Origin of the sequence: Blautia pseudococcoides (assembly GCF_001689125.2) — a bacterium.
Classification (GTDB): Bacteria; Bacillota; Clostridia; order Lachnospirales; family Lachnospiraceae; genus Blautia; species Blautia pseudococcoides.
Window position 1 is genome coordinate 4,067,613 of the sequence record NZ_CP015405.2, and the last position, 15,616, is coordinate 4,083,228.

Consider the following 15,616-nt stretch of genomic DNA (forward strand, 5'->3'; position numbering starts at 1 on the left):
TTTCAGCTTTAGAAACGGCATCTTTGTCTGCCCAATCCCAGTTTGGGATGATACAAGTATAGCACGGCTTTATTCCCCTGTCATCGGCAGAACTTATGCCATTTTTGTGCCAATTTATTCACCCTGAATTTGTCATTCCAAATGTTCAAAAAGCGTCAGAAGCTCCAGCCATACATCCACATCCTCACTTGGAGCTGACCACAGGCGAATGGAAAGAATGGAGATTGCCTGCTCACGAAGCCTGTAATAGTGCCTCTGTGACAAGTCCAGCCGAAACAGAATCTCCTCCAGTTTCAGCTTTTCTGGTGCCAGATAGGCCGTATAGATCAGCTGATACAACTTTTCGCCCCGTGTCGGCTCCTTGCGGAGAACTGCCATCGCTTCGTTAAACCGATCCAGAAGCAATCTTGACCTTGCCGCTGCCTCCAGACGGCTCTCCATCCGTTTGTTCCCAATAGCCATCTCCAGATCCAGCCTGTCCACCATTCGGTCAAAGCTTTCAAACGGGGCCTCCAGCTCCTGCAAAATCTCCTCTGGGTAACAACTAAACACCCAGACCATCTTCCGGTAATTCTTGAGGAGCATCTGGGTATTGTGATAAGCATTTCGCTTTTTCTCCTTTTGAGCAGCACGCACTTTCTCATCATCAATTTTTTGGTCTCCAAGAATCCCTCGCTTTGTAAGAAGGGAAATAAATGCGTCTGACTGCGCTAATATCCTGTTTTCCTGTTGTTCATACAACTTTTTTTCATCCTGCTTGCTCATATGTAAAATACTCCTTTGCTATTTTCGTGATATCCACCGGCTCACATGGCCCGCGGATTTTACTCGTTTCTATCACTGCCTGTGTTATATAACCTTTACCTTGGCAGTCATATCCACAATTCTTACAATTCCTACACGGAGAAAGATACGCGCGTATTATAGGGTCTGAAAGTGCAACGCAATTTTCAGCGTTCTGTGTGTCTGCATCTGGCAGGTTGCTTCTGGTCAGTCTGCGGCTGTACCATGTGATGAGCTTGTTCATATGCTCATGGTCTGAACCCGTTTTATGCGTACCTGCGCCATAAATGCGTATTTCATCAAGAATACGTTGTATTTCCTCCTGGTTTGGAACTGAAACCTCTGATCCTGTCGGATACAATTTATTAAAAATGAGACAGCCATAGGAACCTGGAAGACCATATAGCGCAAAGACATCCCCATACTTTTTCATGAATCTCCATACTTTCGTCTTTTCCCAACCCCAACGCTGTCCCAAGGTTTCCAACGTGAGTAAGGCTCCGTATTTTCCATACTGGATGACCGGAGCCATAAAAGAAAACGCATTGTTCGGATCTTCATACACGGAATGGCACCAGAGATCCATCCAAGCGTCAGCTTCTTCAAAGATATATTGTTTTTCCGCAAGGCGTTCTGTGATATTGCGAGGAAGGCAGAGAAAACCATATCCATCCGTTGCATAAACAGCACCCTGCATACATTCTTCTCCGGAACATTTCACTACCCAGTCTGTTATCTGATAGGTCAGCTTTTTCGTATTAGAGTCAAGCGTATACTGTACATAACCTAAGCCAGACAGTGTCTGAAGCGCCTCCAGAGCTTTCTGACGGCTTTTTAGGCCGAGAATACTCTTTAGCCCTACAACGCCTCCTGACCACATCCCGGGGCTTACAGCGTTTATATGCCCGCAGTAGAGGGCTTGTCCCTTGCGAAATGCTGCACGGGATGCCAGACGCGCCCATGCACCCATAATCCCCTTTCCCTCAGGAAGATAATTTCTGGGCAGCTTTACCCACTGGTATTTCATCAAACATTTCACTTAGGTTCCCTCCTTTCATAATTATGGGCATAAAAATAGGGCGGTTCCTGTTAAAGAAACCGCCCGGCGATATAATTTAATTAAATCCTTACAATTAATCCTTCAAGCCTGTCCGTCTTAATCCCAGTTAAATACCAACCATTCCCCATTTCAATTCTGGCAGGCCTCCAGTCTCCATTGATAAAGACATCCATACGCTCCCCACACTGAAGACCTCCATAATAATCCTCCAAATCAAATCGAATGTCCATTCGCCCAGTCTGGGCATCTAAAGTTAATGCTCCTTGTCTCATATCATTATCCTCACTTTTCATACTTTCATCTTGCTCAGACGCATCATCTTTGCGCCTCAAGATTCTAAGATACTCTTCAAAAATATCTCGCCGTATTAAAACCCGCTTTCCAATCTTATACACTGCACCTGCCTCATGAGCCAATCTTGTAAAAACTTTCAAGCCCAGTCCGTAATAATCAGCGCCTTCATAATAGGTAACGAACTCACGCTGTATCATCTTGGCATCCTCATCGTCCAACATATCCGAAAACATCCATAGATTTCCGCTCATTCTTTATCCTCCTGTGAAACCAACGTACTCGGCTCATGAAACTGTTCCAGATACTCATCAAAAATATCCCGGTTAATCAGAACGGTTCCATCCATTCGATATATGGCTCCCGCTTTACCAGCAAGTTCCAACAGCTTCTTGTGTGTAATGCTATAAACTATTTCCGCATCCTTATACCGGAGAAACTGTCTGCGCAATCTTTTTGCACTTTCCCGCACATCATTTCGCTTTTTCAATTCATAATAGGCTTTCGTCTTGTCACTAATCATAAAATGAATCCTCCATTCGATTTGTTGTTTGACAGAGAGTTGCACCAAACGAAAAAAGAGAACACCTTTGAAATTTCTTTCAAAAAGTGTTCTCTCAGCGATGTGTGCTGTATTGCGTTTCAGCCTCCAGCTATTCATTCTGCGTCGCAATTCTTCGTATTGATATGAAAAATTGTTGTCAATTTGTTGTCAACTTGGATTTGAGCAGCCGGAAACCCTTGATTTTACTGGGTTTATTCCTTGACGGTCTTCATTGTCGGGAAGCACAACACATCCCTGATGGCAGCCGAATCCGTGAGCAGCATGACCATCCTGTCAATTCCGAATCCGATACCGCCGGTAGGAGGCATACCAATCTCCAGAGCATTGAGGAAATCCTCGTCCGTTGTATTGGCCTCTTCATCACCCTGTGCCAGCAGTGCTTCCTGCGCTTTAAATCTTTCCCTCTGGTCAATGGGGTCGTTCAGCTCAGAATAAGCGTTTGCCATCTCCCAGCCGTTCATGAAGAATTCAAACCGCTCCGTATACTCCGGATCCTCCGGTTTCTTCTTGGTCAGCGGAGAGATCTCAATGGGATGGTCCATAACAAAGGTAGGCTGGATCAGATGTTCCTCTGCAAACTCCTCAAAGAACAGACTCAGAATATCACCCTTCTGATGTCTCTCCTCAAACTCCACATGGTGTTCTTTTGCAGCGGCTCTGGCCTCTTCCAGCGTATGGATCTCATTGAAGTCAACACCAGCATACTTCTTGACAGCATCCAGCATAGTGATTCTCTCAAAAGGTTTGCCCAGGTCCATCTCCACACCATTATAAGTAATGGTGGTGGTTCCCAGGACTTCCTGTGCCACATGGCGGTACAGGTTCTCTGTCAGGTCCATCATTCCCTTGTAGTCTGTGAAAGCCTGATACAGCTCCATCAGCGTAAACTCCGGGTTATGTCTGGTATCCAGGCCCTCATTGCGGAATACTCGTCCAATCTCATATACCCGCTCCATACCGCCTACGATCAGTCTCTTCAGGTACAGCTCCAGGGAAATGCGCAGCTTGAAATCCTCATCCAGCGCATTAAAATGTGTCTCAAAAGGTCTTGCCGCAGCACCGCCTGCATTTGCCACCAGCATAGGTGTCTCCACCTCCATAAATCCCTGTCCGTCCAGGTATTTACGGATACTGCTAATAATCTTGGAGCGTTTGATGAAGGTGTCCTTCACTTCCGGGTTCATGATCAGGTCCACATATCTCTGACGGTAACGCAGGTCTGTGTTGGTCAGGCCGTGGAACTTCTCCGGAAGAACCTGAAGGCTCTTGGAGAGCAGTGTCACCGCTGAAGCATGGATAGAGATTTCACCTGTCTTAGTCTTGAAGACTTCGCCTGTGATACCCACAATGTCACCGATGTCCATTTTTTTGAAATCCTGGTAGAACTCCTGTCCGATACTGTCACGTGCAACATAAGACTGAATGTTACCCTGTAAATCCTGAACATTGCAGAAGGAAGCTTTGCCCATAACACGTTTGGACATCATGCGCCCTGCTATAGTTACAGATTTTCCTTCCAGTTCCTCAAAAGCATCTTTGATTTCCTGGCTGTGATGGGTCACATCAAATTTGACGATCTGAAACGGATCTTTTCCGTTTGCCTGTAAATCAGCTAATTTTTCACGGCGGACCTTCAATAACTGGTTGATGTCCTGCTCCTGTACATTCTTTGACTGCTCTGCCACTTTTCACACTCTCCTTATTTTTTAACCATCATTCCGCGCACAAATCTAAGGCGGATGATACTGCTGTTAAATATTTCTTTCAATCTCTAAAACTTTATATTCCATAATTCCGGATGGCATTTCCACCTGTACAGTCTGCCCTTTTCCGGCTCCGATCAACGCTTTGCCTACCGGAGATTCATTGGAGATCTTGCCTTCCAGACTGTTTGCCTCTGTGGAACCTACAATTTTAAACTCTATTTCCTCATCAAATTCCACATCAAATACTTTTACCTTACATCCAACACTGATGGCCTCCAGGTCTACTTCATCCTCCACTACGACCTCAGCATTTTTCAATATTTTCTCAATTTCTTCAATCCTTGCTTCAATATCGCGCTGCTCGTCTTTTGCAGCATCGTACTCTGCATTCTCGGACAGGTCTCCCTGCTCTCTGGCTTCTTTGATTTTTCCGGCTACTTCTTTCCTTCTGTTTACCTTCAGATCATGAAGCTCATCTTCTAATTTTTTCAGTCCCGCATAAGTAAGAATATTTTTCTTCTCTTCCATTTTTTATACACCCTTTCTTCTATATTATAAAGCAAGAAGAGGGCCTGTCATGACCAAAGGCCACACAGAGTCCCAGATTCTTCTCCCAGTATAATCCATCTTTTTCAGGTCCCATAAACCTTAACAGTCATAATATTATAAGAAAAAGCCATCAGAATGTCAAGAACAATCTGCTATTCCCGGCAAATATCTTCTGTTTCCCGTAAAAAAGCCAGGCGTCCGCAGATCTCCTGTAACTTTTCTCAGTAAAAGGTCTCCACCAGCCGCTCCAGCTGCTCATAAGTCTCCACTTCATTGACTTGCCTCCTGACTGCGGCTGAGTGTGGCATTCCTGCTGTATACCACGCAACATGCTTCCTCATCTCCCGCATACCGGTATATTCCCCTTTGTATTCAATCTGAAGCCGTGCATGTCTCAAGATCATATCCCGGACCTCCGGAATGGATGGCCCCGGAGGCATTGTACCATTCTCCAGATAAGAGGAGATCCTGCCAAAGATCCAAGGATTCCCTCTGGCCGCACGGCCTATCATGATACCGTCACATCCCGTCTCCTCCAGAAGACGCCTTGCACTCTCAGGCGAGTCCACATCCCCATTGCCGATCACGGGAATGGATACCGCCTCCTTCACCCTGCGGATGATATCCCAGTCCGCTTTGCCGGAATAATACTGTTCTCTGGTCCTTCCGTGGACCGCAACTGCGGAAGCTCCTGCATCCTCTATGATTTTTGCTATCTCCACCGCATTGACGGACTCCCCGGTAAACCCTTTTCTGATCTTTACAGTCAGGGGCTTTTTGATAGCGGAGGATACCTTCCGTACGATCTCCCCCACCAGCTTTGGATTTTTCATCAGTGCGGAGCCTTCTCCGTTGTTGACCACTTTTGGCACCGGGCAGCCCATGTTAATATCCAGAATGTCGAAGGACTCCTCCTCGATCTGCCGGGCGATCAGTCCCATCAGATCCGGTTCCGACCCAAAAAGCTGAAGGGACACAGGCCGCTCCTCGGGCAGGATCTGCATCAGACTCCTGGTATTCTTATTATTAAAATAAATGGCTTTTGCACTTACCATCTCCGTACACAAAAGCCCTGCGCCCTGCTCCTTGCAGAGCAAACGAAATGGCAGGTCCGTGACTCCTGCCATGGGTGCGAGTATCAGGTTGTTCCCAAGGGTTACATTTCCGATCGTGAGTTTCATATTAACCTCTGCTCTTCTTCGTTTTTTCAAAAATAATCCTGAGGCCGGTGAGCGTGAGCTGTGTATCGTACACATCTATCATTTCTGTCTCATCCGCAATAATCTTGCCCAGCCCCCCTGTTGCCACCACTTTCAGATTCTCAATCCCTGACTCTTCCTTGACTTTTCTGATAATATACTCTACCTGCCCGATATAACCATACACAAGTCCTGCCTGCATACTGCTGATGGTCTCTTTTGCCAGTATGGAATCCGGTTTCTCTATGGCAATCTTAGGAAGCTTGGCGGCATCCTGCCACAGGGCTTTGGCACTGATCTCAATTCCGGGGGAGGTGATGCCTGCCGCAAAACAGCCGTCCTCTGTGATCAGGTCATAGGTGGTGGCTGTCCCAAAGTCCAGTACAAGAACCGGCCCGCCGTACAGCTCATAGGCAGCCACAGCATCCACGATCCTGTCCGCGCCAATCTCTTTTGGGTTCACAGACGTAATGCGGATGCCTGTCTTACATCCAGGTCCCACATGGATGGGATAGATGTTAAAATATTTTATGACACCGCTTGCCAAAGAATGCATCACATCCGGCACAACAGAGCTGATGATCGCATCTTTTACCGCAGCCTTTGGAATCCCTCTGTATTCCAGCATGTTGCACATCAGGATTCCATACTCATCTGAGGTCCTGTTCTGTCTGGTGGTCATACGGAAAGTTCCCTTCAGCTCTTCGCCGTCAAACACCCCCAGGGTGATATTGGTATTGCCCACATCAATAACTAACAGCATGTCCTATTCCTCCGTTTCCTTCCGTGTCTCCTCTGCATCTTCCCCAAGGAAAAATACCCGGTAATACAGTTCCAGGGATTCCAAAAGCTCCTGTTTCTCTGCCCGCAGCTGCTTGATACGCAGCACACTGCCTATTTCATCGTACATGGCGTCTGATTCAAGCGCCTCTGTCTTGAATTCCAGTCTGCCGTCCTCATCATATTCCAGGGTAAGAATTCCACTGATCTCCTCTGTATAAAGTACGCACATAATATGCAGCTCGTCCTGTATGGACTGGGGAAGTGCTGAAAAATCTTCATTAAAATAATATTTTTTCTCATATGCATTGGCACCGCACAGTACAATTTTATCCTTATACATAAACTCTCCTTATACTATTACACATATCCATACAATCCCCGCACAGACACCTCTCCGGCAAAAACAGTTTTACACTCCCCGCCGGGTGTCTGCACAAGAAGTTCCCCTGCCTCGTCAATCCCCAGACAGGTGCCCACAAGCTCCCGCTCCTTTTCCAGAACCTTCACTTCACGCCCTCTGTTGGCAAGAAGCCTGTCATATTCTTCCTTAAAAGGACTTAGATCACCGGCTGCCAGAAAGCTTTCATAATTCTGTTCAAAACGTTCCAGAACCGCTGCTGCCATCCTTTCCACATCAGGCGCCTCGCCGCATTCCAGCTTCAGGGATGTGGCCTTGTCTTTTATCTCCTCCGGAAATTTCTCCACAGTCAGATTAATGCCGATCCCTATGACCACATATGCGATTTTCGTTCCCTGCATGGACATCTCTGTCAGGATCCCACACAGCTTCTTTCCTGACATGACAAGATCATTTGGCCACTTGATCAGCGCTTCCTTACCTGTCACATCCGCAACTGCCTGAGCCGCGGAAAGTCCCATGAGCACTGTCATCATGGGCGCACGCTCCGGAGCCATATCCGGACGCAGAAGCAGGGACATGGCAAGGCCGCTCCCCTTGGGATCTGCCCAGCTTCTGCCCCTTCTTCCTTTTCCTTTTGTCTGGTTCCTCACCAGGAAAACCGCACCGTTGGGTGCGCCTTTCCCGGCTTCTCTTTTCGCCCAGTCATTGGTGGAATCTGTTTCCTCTGCAAAGTTCCACGGCTTTCCAAGCCATCCGGTCTTTAACTCCATGCTTCTTATGCCCCCAGCGTCGCCGCCATAACCGCCTTGATGGTATGCATGCGGTTCTCAGCCTCGTCAAAAACAACGGACTGGGCAGACTCAAACACCTCATCTGTCACTTCCATATCTGTCAGGCCGAAACGCTCTCCCATCTCTTTACCGATAACGGTCTCCAGGTCATGGAACGCGGGCAGACAGTGCAGGAAAATAGCCTGGCTTCCGGCATTCTCCATAACTTTCTTTGTCACCTTGTAAGGAGTCAGCTCACGGATACGTTCTTCCCATACTTCATCCGGTTCACCCATGGACACCCATACATCTGTGTAAATAACGTCAGCGTCCTTGGTTCCGGCTTCCACATCCTCTGTGAGCGTGATCGTGGCTCCGGACTCCTCTGCAAACGCCTCACACTCTTTTACAAGGGCATCATTTGGAAAATACTTTTTGGGGGCGCAGGCAACAAAATGCATTCCCATCTTGGCACAGAGGATCATCAGGGAATTCCCCATGTTGTAGCGGGCATCCCCCATGTATACCAGCTTAACCCCCTTCACTCTGCCCAAATGTTCACGTATCGTCAGAAGGTCAGCCAGCATCTGTGTAGGATGATATTCGTTTGTCAGGCCGTTCCAAACCGGCACTCCTGCGTATTTTGCCAGCTCCTCCACAATCTCCTGCCCGAATCCGCGGTATTCAATCCCATCATAGATCCTTCCCAGAACCCTGGCCGTATCACGGGTGCTTTCTTTTTTGCCGATCTGGGATCCTTTGGGGTCCAGATATGTGGTCCCCATACCCAGGTCGTGAGCCGCCACCTCAAAGGAGCAGCGGGTCCTGGTGCTGGTCTTTTCAAAAATAAGCGCTACATTTCTGCCCTTCAAGGTATCTACAGGAACACCCTGTTTTTTCTTTTCTTTCAGCTCAGCAGCCAGATCAATGAGATATTCAATTTCCTCTGCCGTAAAATCTTTCAGTGTCAGAAAACTGCGACCTTTTAAATCCATCTTACTTTTCCTCCTCATTTGCCGCGGTCCCGCCGCGCATCTCTTTTGTCAAATCAGAACATCCCTGGATATCACCTGTACAAAAGCAGGAACATCCGTACCGTGAAGCCGGTACAGTTTCCCATATACCGCTTCCTGAAGCTGGGACAAGGTATAAATCCTGTACTTTGACACCCTGCAGAGCTTTGCAGTGGCTTCCAGCATACTCAGATACAGTTCCCGGTAATCCCATTCTTTGGAAAGCTTCATCTCCTCCGCCAGAACCGGAAGGATCACCTCCGTCATATTGCGCAGGAACAGCTTCGGATCCCCGGAAAGCTGGTAAGTATCCATGAGATATTCACAGACCAAATCATCTAAATCTGTCAGTTGCTTTAAATAATAACACTCTTCCTCGGATTCATCAATATAATATATTTTTCCTTTCAGCCCATATATAAGCCGCATGGTGTCATAATACCCGAGTTTCATATGGCGTCTGCTTTTTCTTCTGTCAAAATCTATGATGCTCCCCAGGCTCACCTTGGGAGCCACTGTATAAATTGTGGTCCCATCGGGAATCTTTACCTTCTTCTCCCGCCCGATTCCGAAAATCCTCACCATAATAATATTCTCATATCCGCGGTCCACGAGAGAGCCCAGGGGTACATTATTGATCGCCCCGCCGTCAATATACCGCTTGCCGTGAAGGCGTTCATTCTTAAACAGCGGAAAAATATAAGCGCTTGCCAGTAAAAAGTCCTTTATAAGCTCCGGCCTGCACTGTTTCACGTCAATATCGAGCTCCTTCTTCTCATCCACATTAAATGTAAGGATATACAGATCCACGGGAGAGCTGATGATTTTTTCCTCGTCTATACATTCCGCTATGAGTTCTTTCAAAGGCGTCACATCAATGCCGCCTTCCTTCATAAAATCAAAGACACTCTTCAGCAGGTCCACGTCCAGCTTCTTTTGCTGGAACAAAAGCTCCATCTTCTCATCCTCCACGGACATAATACTGGAATAAGAGATTGTTTCCCAGACCTTCTCCGCGTTAGCCAGATCATCCATACAGATGAGGGCACCGTTCAGTGCTCCCACACTGGTGCCTGCAATACCTTTTATCCTCACACCAGCTTCCCGCATGGCCTTCCACGCACCTATCTGATACGCGCCTTTTGCTCCTCCGCCTTCCAGAACCAGGCCATATTCTTTTGTTAGGTCAATTACCGGTTTCATGAGTGATGCCTCCTCTTACCTGTGATGAAACCCGGTGACCGGCACTATGACCGGCCGCTGTCTACCTGCGCATAGCCTCAGGTTCCAAATTACTTCCGGGTAAAATGCCGCAGAGAGGCTGTCACATAACTGCAACCGCCCCTCTGCATATAAATCCCTGTCAATAGAAGTACATCCTGAATCATCTATTGCCCCGGGTATTTTTAGTTTTCCTTATCCGTAACAATCTCTTTCAGAGACGCTGCAAGTCCTGCGATCCCCTGAATATTGGACGGAATAATAATCTTCGTTGCCTTACCGTCAGCAGCCTGTTCAAATGCCTCCAGGCTCTTGATGGTAAGTACACTCTCATCCGCACCGGCATCTTTGATGAAACGGATACCGTCTGCCTTCGCCTGCTGCACCTTCAGGATTGCCTGGGACTGTCCTTCCGCTTCCCTGATCATCTTCTCCTTCTCCGCTTCTGCACGGAGGATTGCTGACTGCTTCTCACCTTCAGCGTCCAGGATCATGGATGCTTTCTTACCTTCTGCTACCAGAATGGTTGATTTCTTCTCACCTTCTGCCCTCAGAATGGACTCACGGCGCTCACGCTCTGCCTTCATCTGTTTCTCCATAGCTTCCTGGATGGCAGCCGGAGGAATGATGTTTTTCAGCTCCACGCGGTTTACTTTGATTCCCCATGGGTCTGTTGCCACGTCAAGTGATGCACGCATCTTTGTATTGATGATCTCCCTTGATGTCAGTGTGGAATCCAGCTCCATATCACCAATGATATTACGCAGTGTAGTGGCCGTCAGATTCTCAATAGCCATAATTGGATTCTCCACGCCGTAAGCAAAGAGACGCGGATCTGTGATCTGGAAGAATACAACCGTATCAATCCTCATTGTAACATTATCTTTGGTAATAACCGGCTGGGGCGCGAAGTCCACCACCTGCTCTTTTAAATTCACACGTTTGGCAATACGGTCCACAAACGGTAACTTAAAGTGAAGTCCGGTTCCCCAGGTTTCTTTATACATGCCGAGACGTTCAATGATCATGGCATGGGCCTGCGGCACGATCCTGATACAGGACGCAATGACCAGCAGCAAAAGCACAACTACAATAATCAGTAACACTGTACCCACATTCATATTATTTTTCCTCCTCTACTACAAGTTTCACTCCTTCGACCGCCACAATTCTGACGATTGCTCCCTCATCAATAATTGTTTCGTCCCTGGATTTTGCGGACCATTCCAGTCCGTTTACCACAGCCTGCCCGGTTCCTCTCAAATTATCTATGGTTTTTGTAACCACGGCTTTCTCGCCGGGAAGACTGTCAACATTTGTTTTATTCACATTTCTGTTCATGTACTTTACTGCCAGCGGCCTGGTGAAGATCAAAAGCACCACTGATACTGCAAGAAACAATAAGATCTGCAGCCATAACGGTCCGCCGGCTATGGATACCAAAAATGCCACCAGCGCTCCTCCTGCAAACCAGATGGTTGTAAGCCCCAGCGTGATGATCTCGATCACCAGGAGCACAGCCAGAAGAATCAGCCAAATGATTGATATGGTCCCTGCTGTAATTGCTGTCCACATACCCACCTCTCCTTTCCGGATGATTTCAGGTAAAAAAATCAGTCCTTTACAAATAATATATCCATTTGCTGATATTATATCGTAAAAGACTGAAAATAACAATATTTTTATTCTGCTTTTCTCATTCTCTCCGTGACGCTGGTTCTGCACATGCCTTTATAGCAAAGAGCCGGGACTGCAAGCACAATCACCACAAGAACAGGAATGCAGGCTAATATGGGCATTACGGTAAAGCGCCAGCTATAGAAAAAGAGTATATTCCCTATACTACGGACTGCCGTCACATTCAGGATACCTCCCAGGACCAGAGAGGCCGCGGCTGTCAGAATCGCATACATGATCCCCTCGCATCCCAGCATCTGACGGAGCTGTTTCCCTGTCATTCCCACAGCCTCCATCATGGCAAACTCCTGTTTCCTGGACAGCACCGACGTCACCATGGTATTTATAAAATTCAGGATGCCGATCGCTGCCAGGATAAGCGCCAGAAGGCCGCCCACTATGGCGTACATATTCTTGTCTGCTTCAAACTCAGCGGCCACGGTGGACTTTGACGTGAGATCCAAATCTGAATTCACATTCTCACAGTAATCAGCCAGCCATTTTTCCACGCCTTCCTCCCTATCCTTTTCCACATTGAACAAGGTTCTCATGGGCAGCCTGTCACCATAAAGATCCAGGTACTCCTGGTCCGGAAGCACGAAATTATACTCAAATACACTGTAGCTCTGCAGCTCGCAGGAATAGGGAAGCTTCCCTACTGCCATTACCTCGTACTCCCTGCTGGTTCCGTCATCCAAATGGATCGTGACCTTATCCCCCACCTCATAATAGTTTATCTGGTTTTCGGCGGAACCCAGATAGCCGAATTTTGAGGTTATCACATACTTACCGGTTTTAAATTTTTCCCAATCCAGCTCTCCTTCCGTAAGCACCATTTTCTCATAAGCAAGACGTCCCACACCAAATATTTTGCCGTCAATGTTGTCAAATGAATTGTTTTCCACGGCTTCCCAAAAGTCCTCACCCCCAAAGTATTCCTCCAGATACGGTCTGGCTTTGGGATTATTTAAAATCTTTTCATTAAATGCATCCCGCTCCTCCTCCGTAAAATTAGGGCTGTTTATGGGATTCATATAAATATTGCAGACATCCTCCACCCCTTTCTGCTCTGACAGCGCCTCCAGGAATTCCCCGGTAACACCCTCCAGGGGTTTATCGTAGATGGTGGGGTTATCAAGCCCGGCATCCCGCACAGAAAAATCGCTGACTGTGGAGGACGCTATAAATTTATCCATGTCAAATCCATTTACAAGCCCGTACACACTGTTCAGCAGCACAAGGCCCAAAGAAAGGGATGTTGTCACAATCACTACTTTCTTTTTATTCCTCCGCATATTGGCTGCTGCCATGGTCCAGGGGTTCACTTTCTTAGTCTTTCTGCCTTTTTCCCTATCCCATATCCTATCCTGTCCCTCCGTATACCTTAGTGCCTCCACCGGAGATACTGAAGAGGCAATACGGCACGGCCTGATGCAGCTTATATACACAGTCAGAAGAGAAAACAGCGCGGAAGCAGCAAATATCCAGAGCTCCAGTGACACCTTCGTATCTGCCGTACTGGAAAACACCAGATTCCTCATAACAATAGGAAGGATCCACTTTCCCGTCACGCCTCCCAGCAGAAGTCCCAGGGGGATTCCATAGAGGCAGAGCATATAGGCCTGCCTGCGCACAATTTTGCGAAGCTGTTTTCCCGTAGTGCCGATCGTCTTTAAAAGGCCGTAGTGCCGGATATCATGGAAAACATTAATATAGAAAATGTTATATATGATCAGGTAACCGGACACCAATATCACCAACAGGAGGGCAGCGACCGGAAGCATATCTCCTATATTGAAGTCCATGCCAAGGTATGCCCAGTTAATCCCATCTGTCACGGTCTCCTTTGGAAATCCGCACCGCTTTGCAAGTCCTTCCATTTTACCTGTCAGATCAAAACTGCTGCTGAAATTAAAATCCGCCATGATCCTTCCCGCATAGTCAGATGCGTCTATATCATTCTCCATGGCTGAAACGGTGGGCGTGGGCGCCACTTTATCTGCCAGTTTTTTTGACACCAGCATAATCTGTGACATGGATATGGTGTCTCCTTTGAAAAAACCTGACAGGGTAAATGTCTTCTCATATTTCCTGTCATTCACGGTAAATTCCACAGGGACTTTTTGGCCGGCTTCGCAGGGGATACCCATGGCTTTTAAAACCAGGTCACTGGTCACGATCTCATCCTCAGCCTCCGGCATACGCCCCTCCTCCGGGTAACAAAAGCTGAACTTTGCTTCTAAATCTTCGTAATATCCTATTTCTGTCCTTAATTTCTTCAGGGACTCATTTACCGCCTCCCCCACAACGATCCGGTAGGATATCTCTTTTAGCTTCTTATCCCTTTTGACAATATCGTATTCTTCCTGTGTCAGGTACTTAAAGCCTCCGTGGGCGCTCCCTCCCACCTGGCGCATGGTGGCCTCCTGCTGCTTCTCCACAATACTTCCCCCAATGGTAAATACAGAGGTAAAGAGCAGAGCCGTCAGTGCAATGGCAAGCACGGCTATAAGATTTCTGCTCTTTGCAGCCTTCCTGGTCTTGTCAGCCACCCGGCGGACAGCCTTTCGGTTCTTCACTTTACGCATCTGCCTCACCGCCCTTTGCTATTCTTCCGTCCTCGATCCGGATAATACGGTCCGCCATCTGGGCAATCTCCTCATTGTGGGTGATCATAACGATCGTCTGACCGAATTTTTCCCCAGTGACCTTCAGCAGCCCCAACACATCCTGGCTGGTGCGGGAGTCCAGATTTCCCGTAGGCTCGTCAGCCAGAATAATTGCCGGCTTTGCGGCCAGCGCCCTGGCAATGGCCACCCTCTGCTGCTGTCCGCCGGACAACTGACTGGGCAGGCTGTTCAGCTTACTCCCAAGGCCCAGCACCTCAATAACCTGATTAACATAACTTTTATCCACCTCATTTCCGTCCAGCTCCACAGGCAGCACAATATTCTCATATATATTCAGAACCGGCACCAGATTATAACTCTGGAAAATAAACCCGATCTTGCGTCTCCGGAAGATACACAACGCATCCTCCTTCAGTGTGGAAATATCCTTATCATCCACATACACCTTCCCGCCTGACGGACAATCCAGCCCTCCCAGCATGTGCAGCAATGTTGACTTTCCGCTTCCGCTGGTCCCCACAACGGCCAGGAATTCCCCCCGCTTTACCCACATGTCAACACCGTCCAGGGCCTTCACCAGATTCTCCCCTGAACCGTAATATTTTCTAAGCCCTTCTGTTTTTAATACTTCCATATCTCCACCTTTCTGCTGTCCGGATATATCCAAAAATAAAGACAGCCAAGCCTTTTGTTTTTTCTCTGTCTTTATCCTAACATTCTATTCTTACCACATTATTTCGGAAATCTAACACTTGTGAAAGAATTAAATGGACATACCTGTCTGAACGGTTCCGGTCCTGGAACAATGACCGAAAGAATTCTTGTTTTTGGTATTGCCTTTTAAATAAAAATGTAGTATGCTAACATTATAAAGTCTTAATAAATTTTTTATGGAAATAAAATATTTGTGAAGTTTATATAGGCTCAAAATTGGTTGAGCGTCTCTACCAGCTACCGTAATAGCTGCCTATAAATTTCCGCATGAAGGATTGTGCCGGAAATCAGCAG

General features: G+C 47.4%; 15 protein-coding genes, 1 pseudogene and 1 riboswitch. All 16 genes and pseudogenes read right to left on the reverse strand.

What is annotated here, in order from left to right:
* Positions 1–132: 132 nt before the first annotated feature.
* The 16 genes and pseudogenes from A4V09_RS19285 to A4V09_RS19360 all read right to left on the reverse strand — a co-directional run bounded on the left by A4V09_RS19285 (position 133) and on the right by A4V09_RS19360 (position 15,242).
* A complete protein-coding gene (locus A4V09_RS19285) occupies positions 133–765 on the reverse strand; it encodes a hypothetical protein (protein ID WP_029467218.1) in 633 nt (210 codons plus the stop codon).
* The gene (locus tag A4V09_RS19290) at positions 749–1,822 is read right to left on the reverse strand and encodes a hypothetical protein (protein ID WP_065543755.1); all 1,074 of its coding nucleotides are present in this window, start codon (positions 1,820–1,822) and stop codon (positions 749–751) included. Before A4V09_RS19290 ends, A4V09_RS19285 begins: the two co-directional genes overlap by 17 nt.
* Before the next feature lie 80 nt (positions 1,823–1,902).
* Positions 1,903–2,388, reverse strand: a complete 486-nt coding sequence (locus A4V09_RS27025) for a DUF6462 family protein (RefSeq protein WP_442876299.1) — start codon at positions 2,386–2,388, stop codon at positions 1,903–1,905.
* Positions 2,385–2,657 (reverse strand): DUF6462 family protein, encoded by a 273-nt coding sequence (locus tag A4V09_RS19305; protein WP_025641423.1) that lies wholly within the window; start codon positions 2,655–2,657, stop codon positions 2,385–2,387. The genes A4V09_RS27025 and A4V09_RS19305 overlap by 4 nt, the downstream gene beginning before the upstream one ends.
* A 245-nt stretch (positions 2,658–2,902) precedes the next feature.
* Positions 2,903–4,384 (reverse strand): annotated as a pseudogene (lysS, locus tag A4V09_RS19310) (lysine--tRNA ligase); the annotation flags it as partial.
* Between the two features lie 66 nt (positions 4,385–4,450).
* Positions 4,451–4,933: a transcription elongation factor GreA gene (gene greA, locus A4V09_RS19315; protein ID WP_065543757.1), complete on the reverse strand. Its 483-nt coding sequence runs from the start codon at positions 4,931–4,933 to the stop codon at positions 4,451–4,453.
* Positions 4,934–5,175: 242 nt separating this feature from the next.
* A complete protein-coding gene (dusB, locus tag A4V09_RS19320) occupies positions 5,176–6,135 on the reverse strand; it encodes a tRNA dihydrouridine synthase DusB (RefSeq protein ID WP_065543758.1) in 960 nt (319 codons plus the stop codon).
* A 1-nt stretch (position 6,136) separates the two neighbouring features.
* Positions 6,137–6,916: a type III pantothenate kinase gene (locus A4V09_RS19325; protein WP_065543759.1), complete on the reverse strand. Its 780-nt coding sequence runs from the start codon at positions 6,914–6,916 to the stop codon at positions 6,137–6,139.
* A 3-nt stretch (positions 6,917–6,919) separates the two neighbouring features.
* Positions 6,920–7,276, reverse strand: a complete 357-nt coding sequence (locus tag A4V09_RS19330; RefSeq protein WP_065543760.1) for a DUF6145 family protein — start codon at positions 7,274–7,276, stop codon at positions 6,920–6,922.
* A gap of 17 nt (positions 7,277–7,293) precedes the next feature.
* On the reverse strand, positions 7,294–8,067 hold the full coding sequence (locus A4V09_RS19335; RefSeq protein ID WP_065543761.1) for a biotin--[acetyl-CoA-carboxylase] ligase: 774 nt from the start codon (positions 8,065–8,067) through the stop codon (positions 7,294–7,296).
* Positions 8,068–8,072: 5 nt separating this feature from the next.
* Positions 8,073–9,062 carry an ornithine carbamoyltransferase gene (gene argF, locus A4V09_RS25620; protein WP_065543762.1) on the reverse strand — a complete coding sequence of 330 codons (990 nt, stop codon included), beginning with the start codon at positions 9,060–9,062 and terminating at the stop codon, positions 8,073–8,075.
* Between the two features lie 48 nt (positions 9,063–9,110).
* A complete protein-coding gene (locus A4V09_RS25625) occupies positions 9,111–10,283 on the reverse strand; it encodes a patatin-like phospholipase family protein (RefSeq protein ID WP_065543763.1) in 1,173 nt (390 codons plus the stop codon).
* 203 nt (positions 10,284–10,486) lie between these two features.
* Positions 10,487–11,422, reverse strand: a complete 936-nt coding sequence (locus tag A4V09_RS19345; RefSeq protein WP_065543764.1) for an SPFH domain-containing protein — start codon at positions 11,420–11,422, stop codon at positions 10,487–10,489.
* Between the two features lies 1 nt (position 11,423).
* Positions 11,424–11,876, reverse strand: a complete 453-nt coding sequence (locus tag A4V09_RS19350) for an NfeD family protein (protein ID WP_065544868.1) — start codon at positions 11,874–11,876, stop codon at positions 11,424–11,426.
* 107 nt (positions 11,877–11,983) lie between these two features.
* Positions 11,984–14,566 carry an ABC transporter permease gene (locus A4V09_RS19355; RefSeq protein ID WP_065543765.1) on the reverse strand — a complete coding sequence of 861 codons (2,583 nt, stop codon included), beginning with the start codon at positions 14,564–14,566 and terminating at the stop codon, positions 11,984–11,986.
* Positions 14,559–15,242 carry an ABC transporter ATP-binding protein gene (locus A4V09_RS19360; protein WP_065544869.1) on the reverse strand — a complete coding sequence of 228 codons (684 nt, stop codon included), beginning with the start codon at positions 15,240–15,242 and terminating at the stop codon, positions 14,559–14,561. The genes A4V09_RS19355 and A4V09_RS19360 overlap by 8 nt, the downstream gene beginning before the upstream one ends.
* A gap of 260 nt (positions 15,243–15,502) precedes the next feature.
* Positions 15,503–15,598: riboswitch (purine riboswitch) on the forward strand.
* Positions 15,599–15,616: the final 18 nt, after the last annotated feature.

Excerpts from the sequence above, each read along its gene's own strand:
- A4V09_RS19285 (WP_029467218.1), bottom strand. The coding sequence starts at position 765 with ATGAGCAAGCAGGATGAAAAAAAGTTGTATGAACAACAGGAAAACAGG.
- A4V09_RS27025 (WP_442876299.1), bottom strand. The coding sequence starts at position 2,388 with ATGAGCGGAAATCTATGGATGTTTTCGGATATGTTGGACGATGAGGAT.
- A4V09_RS19305 (WP_025641423.1), bottom strand. The coding sequence starts at position 2,657 with ATGATTAGTGACAAGACGAAAGCCTATTATGAATTGAAAAAGCGAAAT.
- greA (WP_065543757.1), bottom strand. The coding sequence starts at position 4,933 with ATGGAAGAGAAGAAAAATATTCTTACTTATGCGGGACTGAAAAAATTA.
- dusB (WP_065543758.1), bottom strand. The coding sequence starts at position 6,135 with ATGAAACTCACGATCGGAAATGTAACCCTTGGGAACAACCTGATACTC.
- A4V09_RS19325 (WP_065543759.1), bottom strand. The coding sequence starts at position 6,916 with ATGCTGTTAGTTATTGATGTGGGCAATACCAATATCACCCTGGGGGTG.
- A4V09_RS19330 (WP_065543760.1), bottom strand. The coding sequence starts at position 7,276 with ATGTATAAGGATAAAATTGTACTGTGCGGTGCCAATGCATATGAGAAA.
- A4V09_RS19335 (WP_065543761.1), bottom strand. The coding sequence starts at position 8,067 with ATGGAGTTAAAGACCGGATGGCTTGGAAAGCCGTGGAACTTTGCAGAG.
- argF (WP_065543762.1), bottom strand. The coding sequence starts at position 9,062 with ATGGATTTAAAAGGTCGCAGTTTTCTGACACTGAAAGATTTTACGGCA.
- A4V09_RS25625 (WP_065543763.1), bottom strand. The coding sequence starts at position 10,283 with ATGAAACCGGTAATTGACCTAACAAAAGAATATGGCCTGGTTCTGGAA.
- A4V09_RS19345 (WP_065543764.1), bottom strand. The coding sequence starts at position 11,422 with ATGAATGTGGGTACAGTGTTACTGATTATTGTAGTTGTGCTTTTGCTG.
- A4V09_RS19350 (WP_065544868.1), bottom strand. The coding sequence starts at position 11,876 with ATGTGGACAGCAATTACAGCAGGGACCATATCAATCATTTGGCTGATT.
- A4V09_RS19355 (WP_065543765.1), bottom strand. The coding sequence starts at position 14,566 with ATGCGTAAAGTGAAGAACCGAAAGGCTGTCCGCCGGGTGGCTGACAAG.
- A4V09_RS19360 (WP_065544869.1), bottom strand. The coding sequence starts at position 15,242 with ATGGAAGTATTAAAAACAGAAGGGCTTAGAAAATATTACGGTTCAGGG.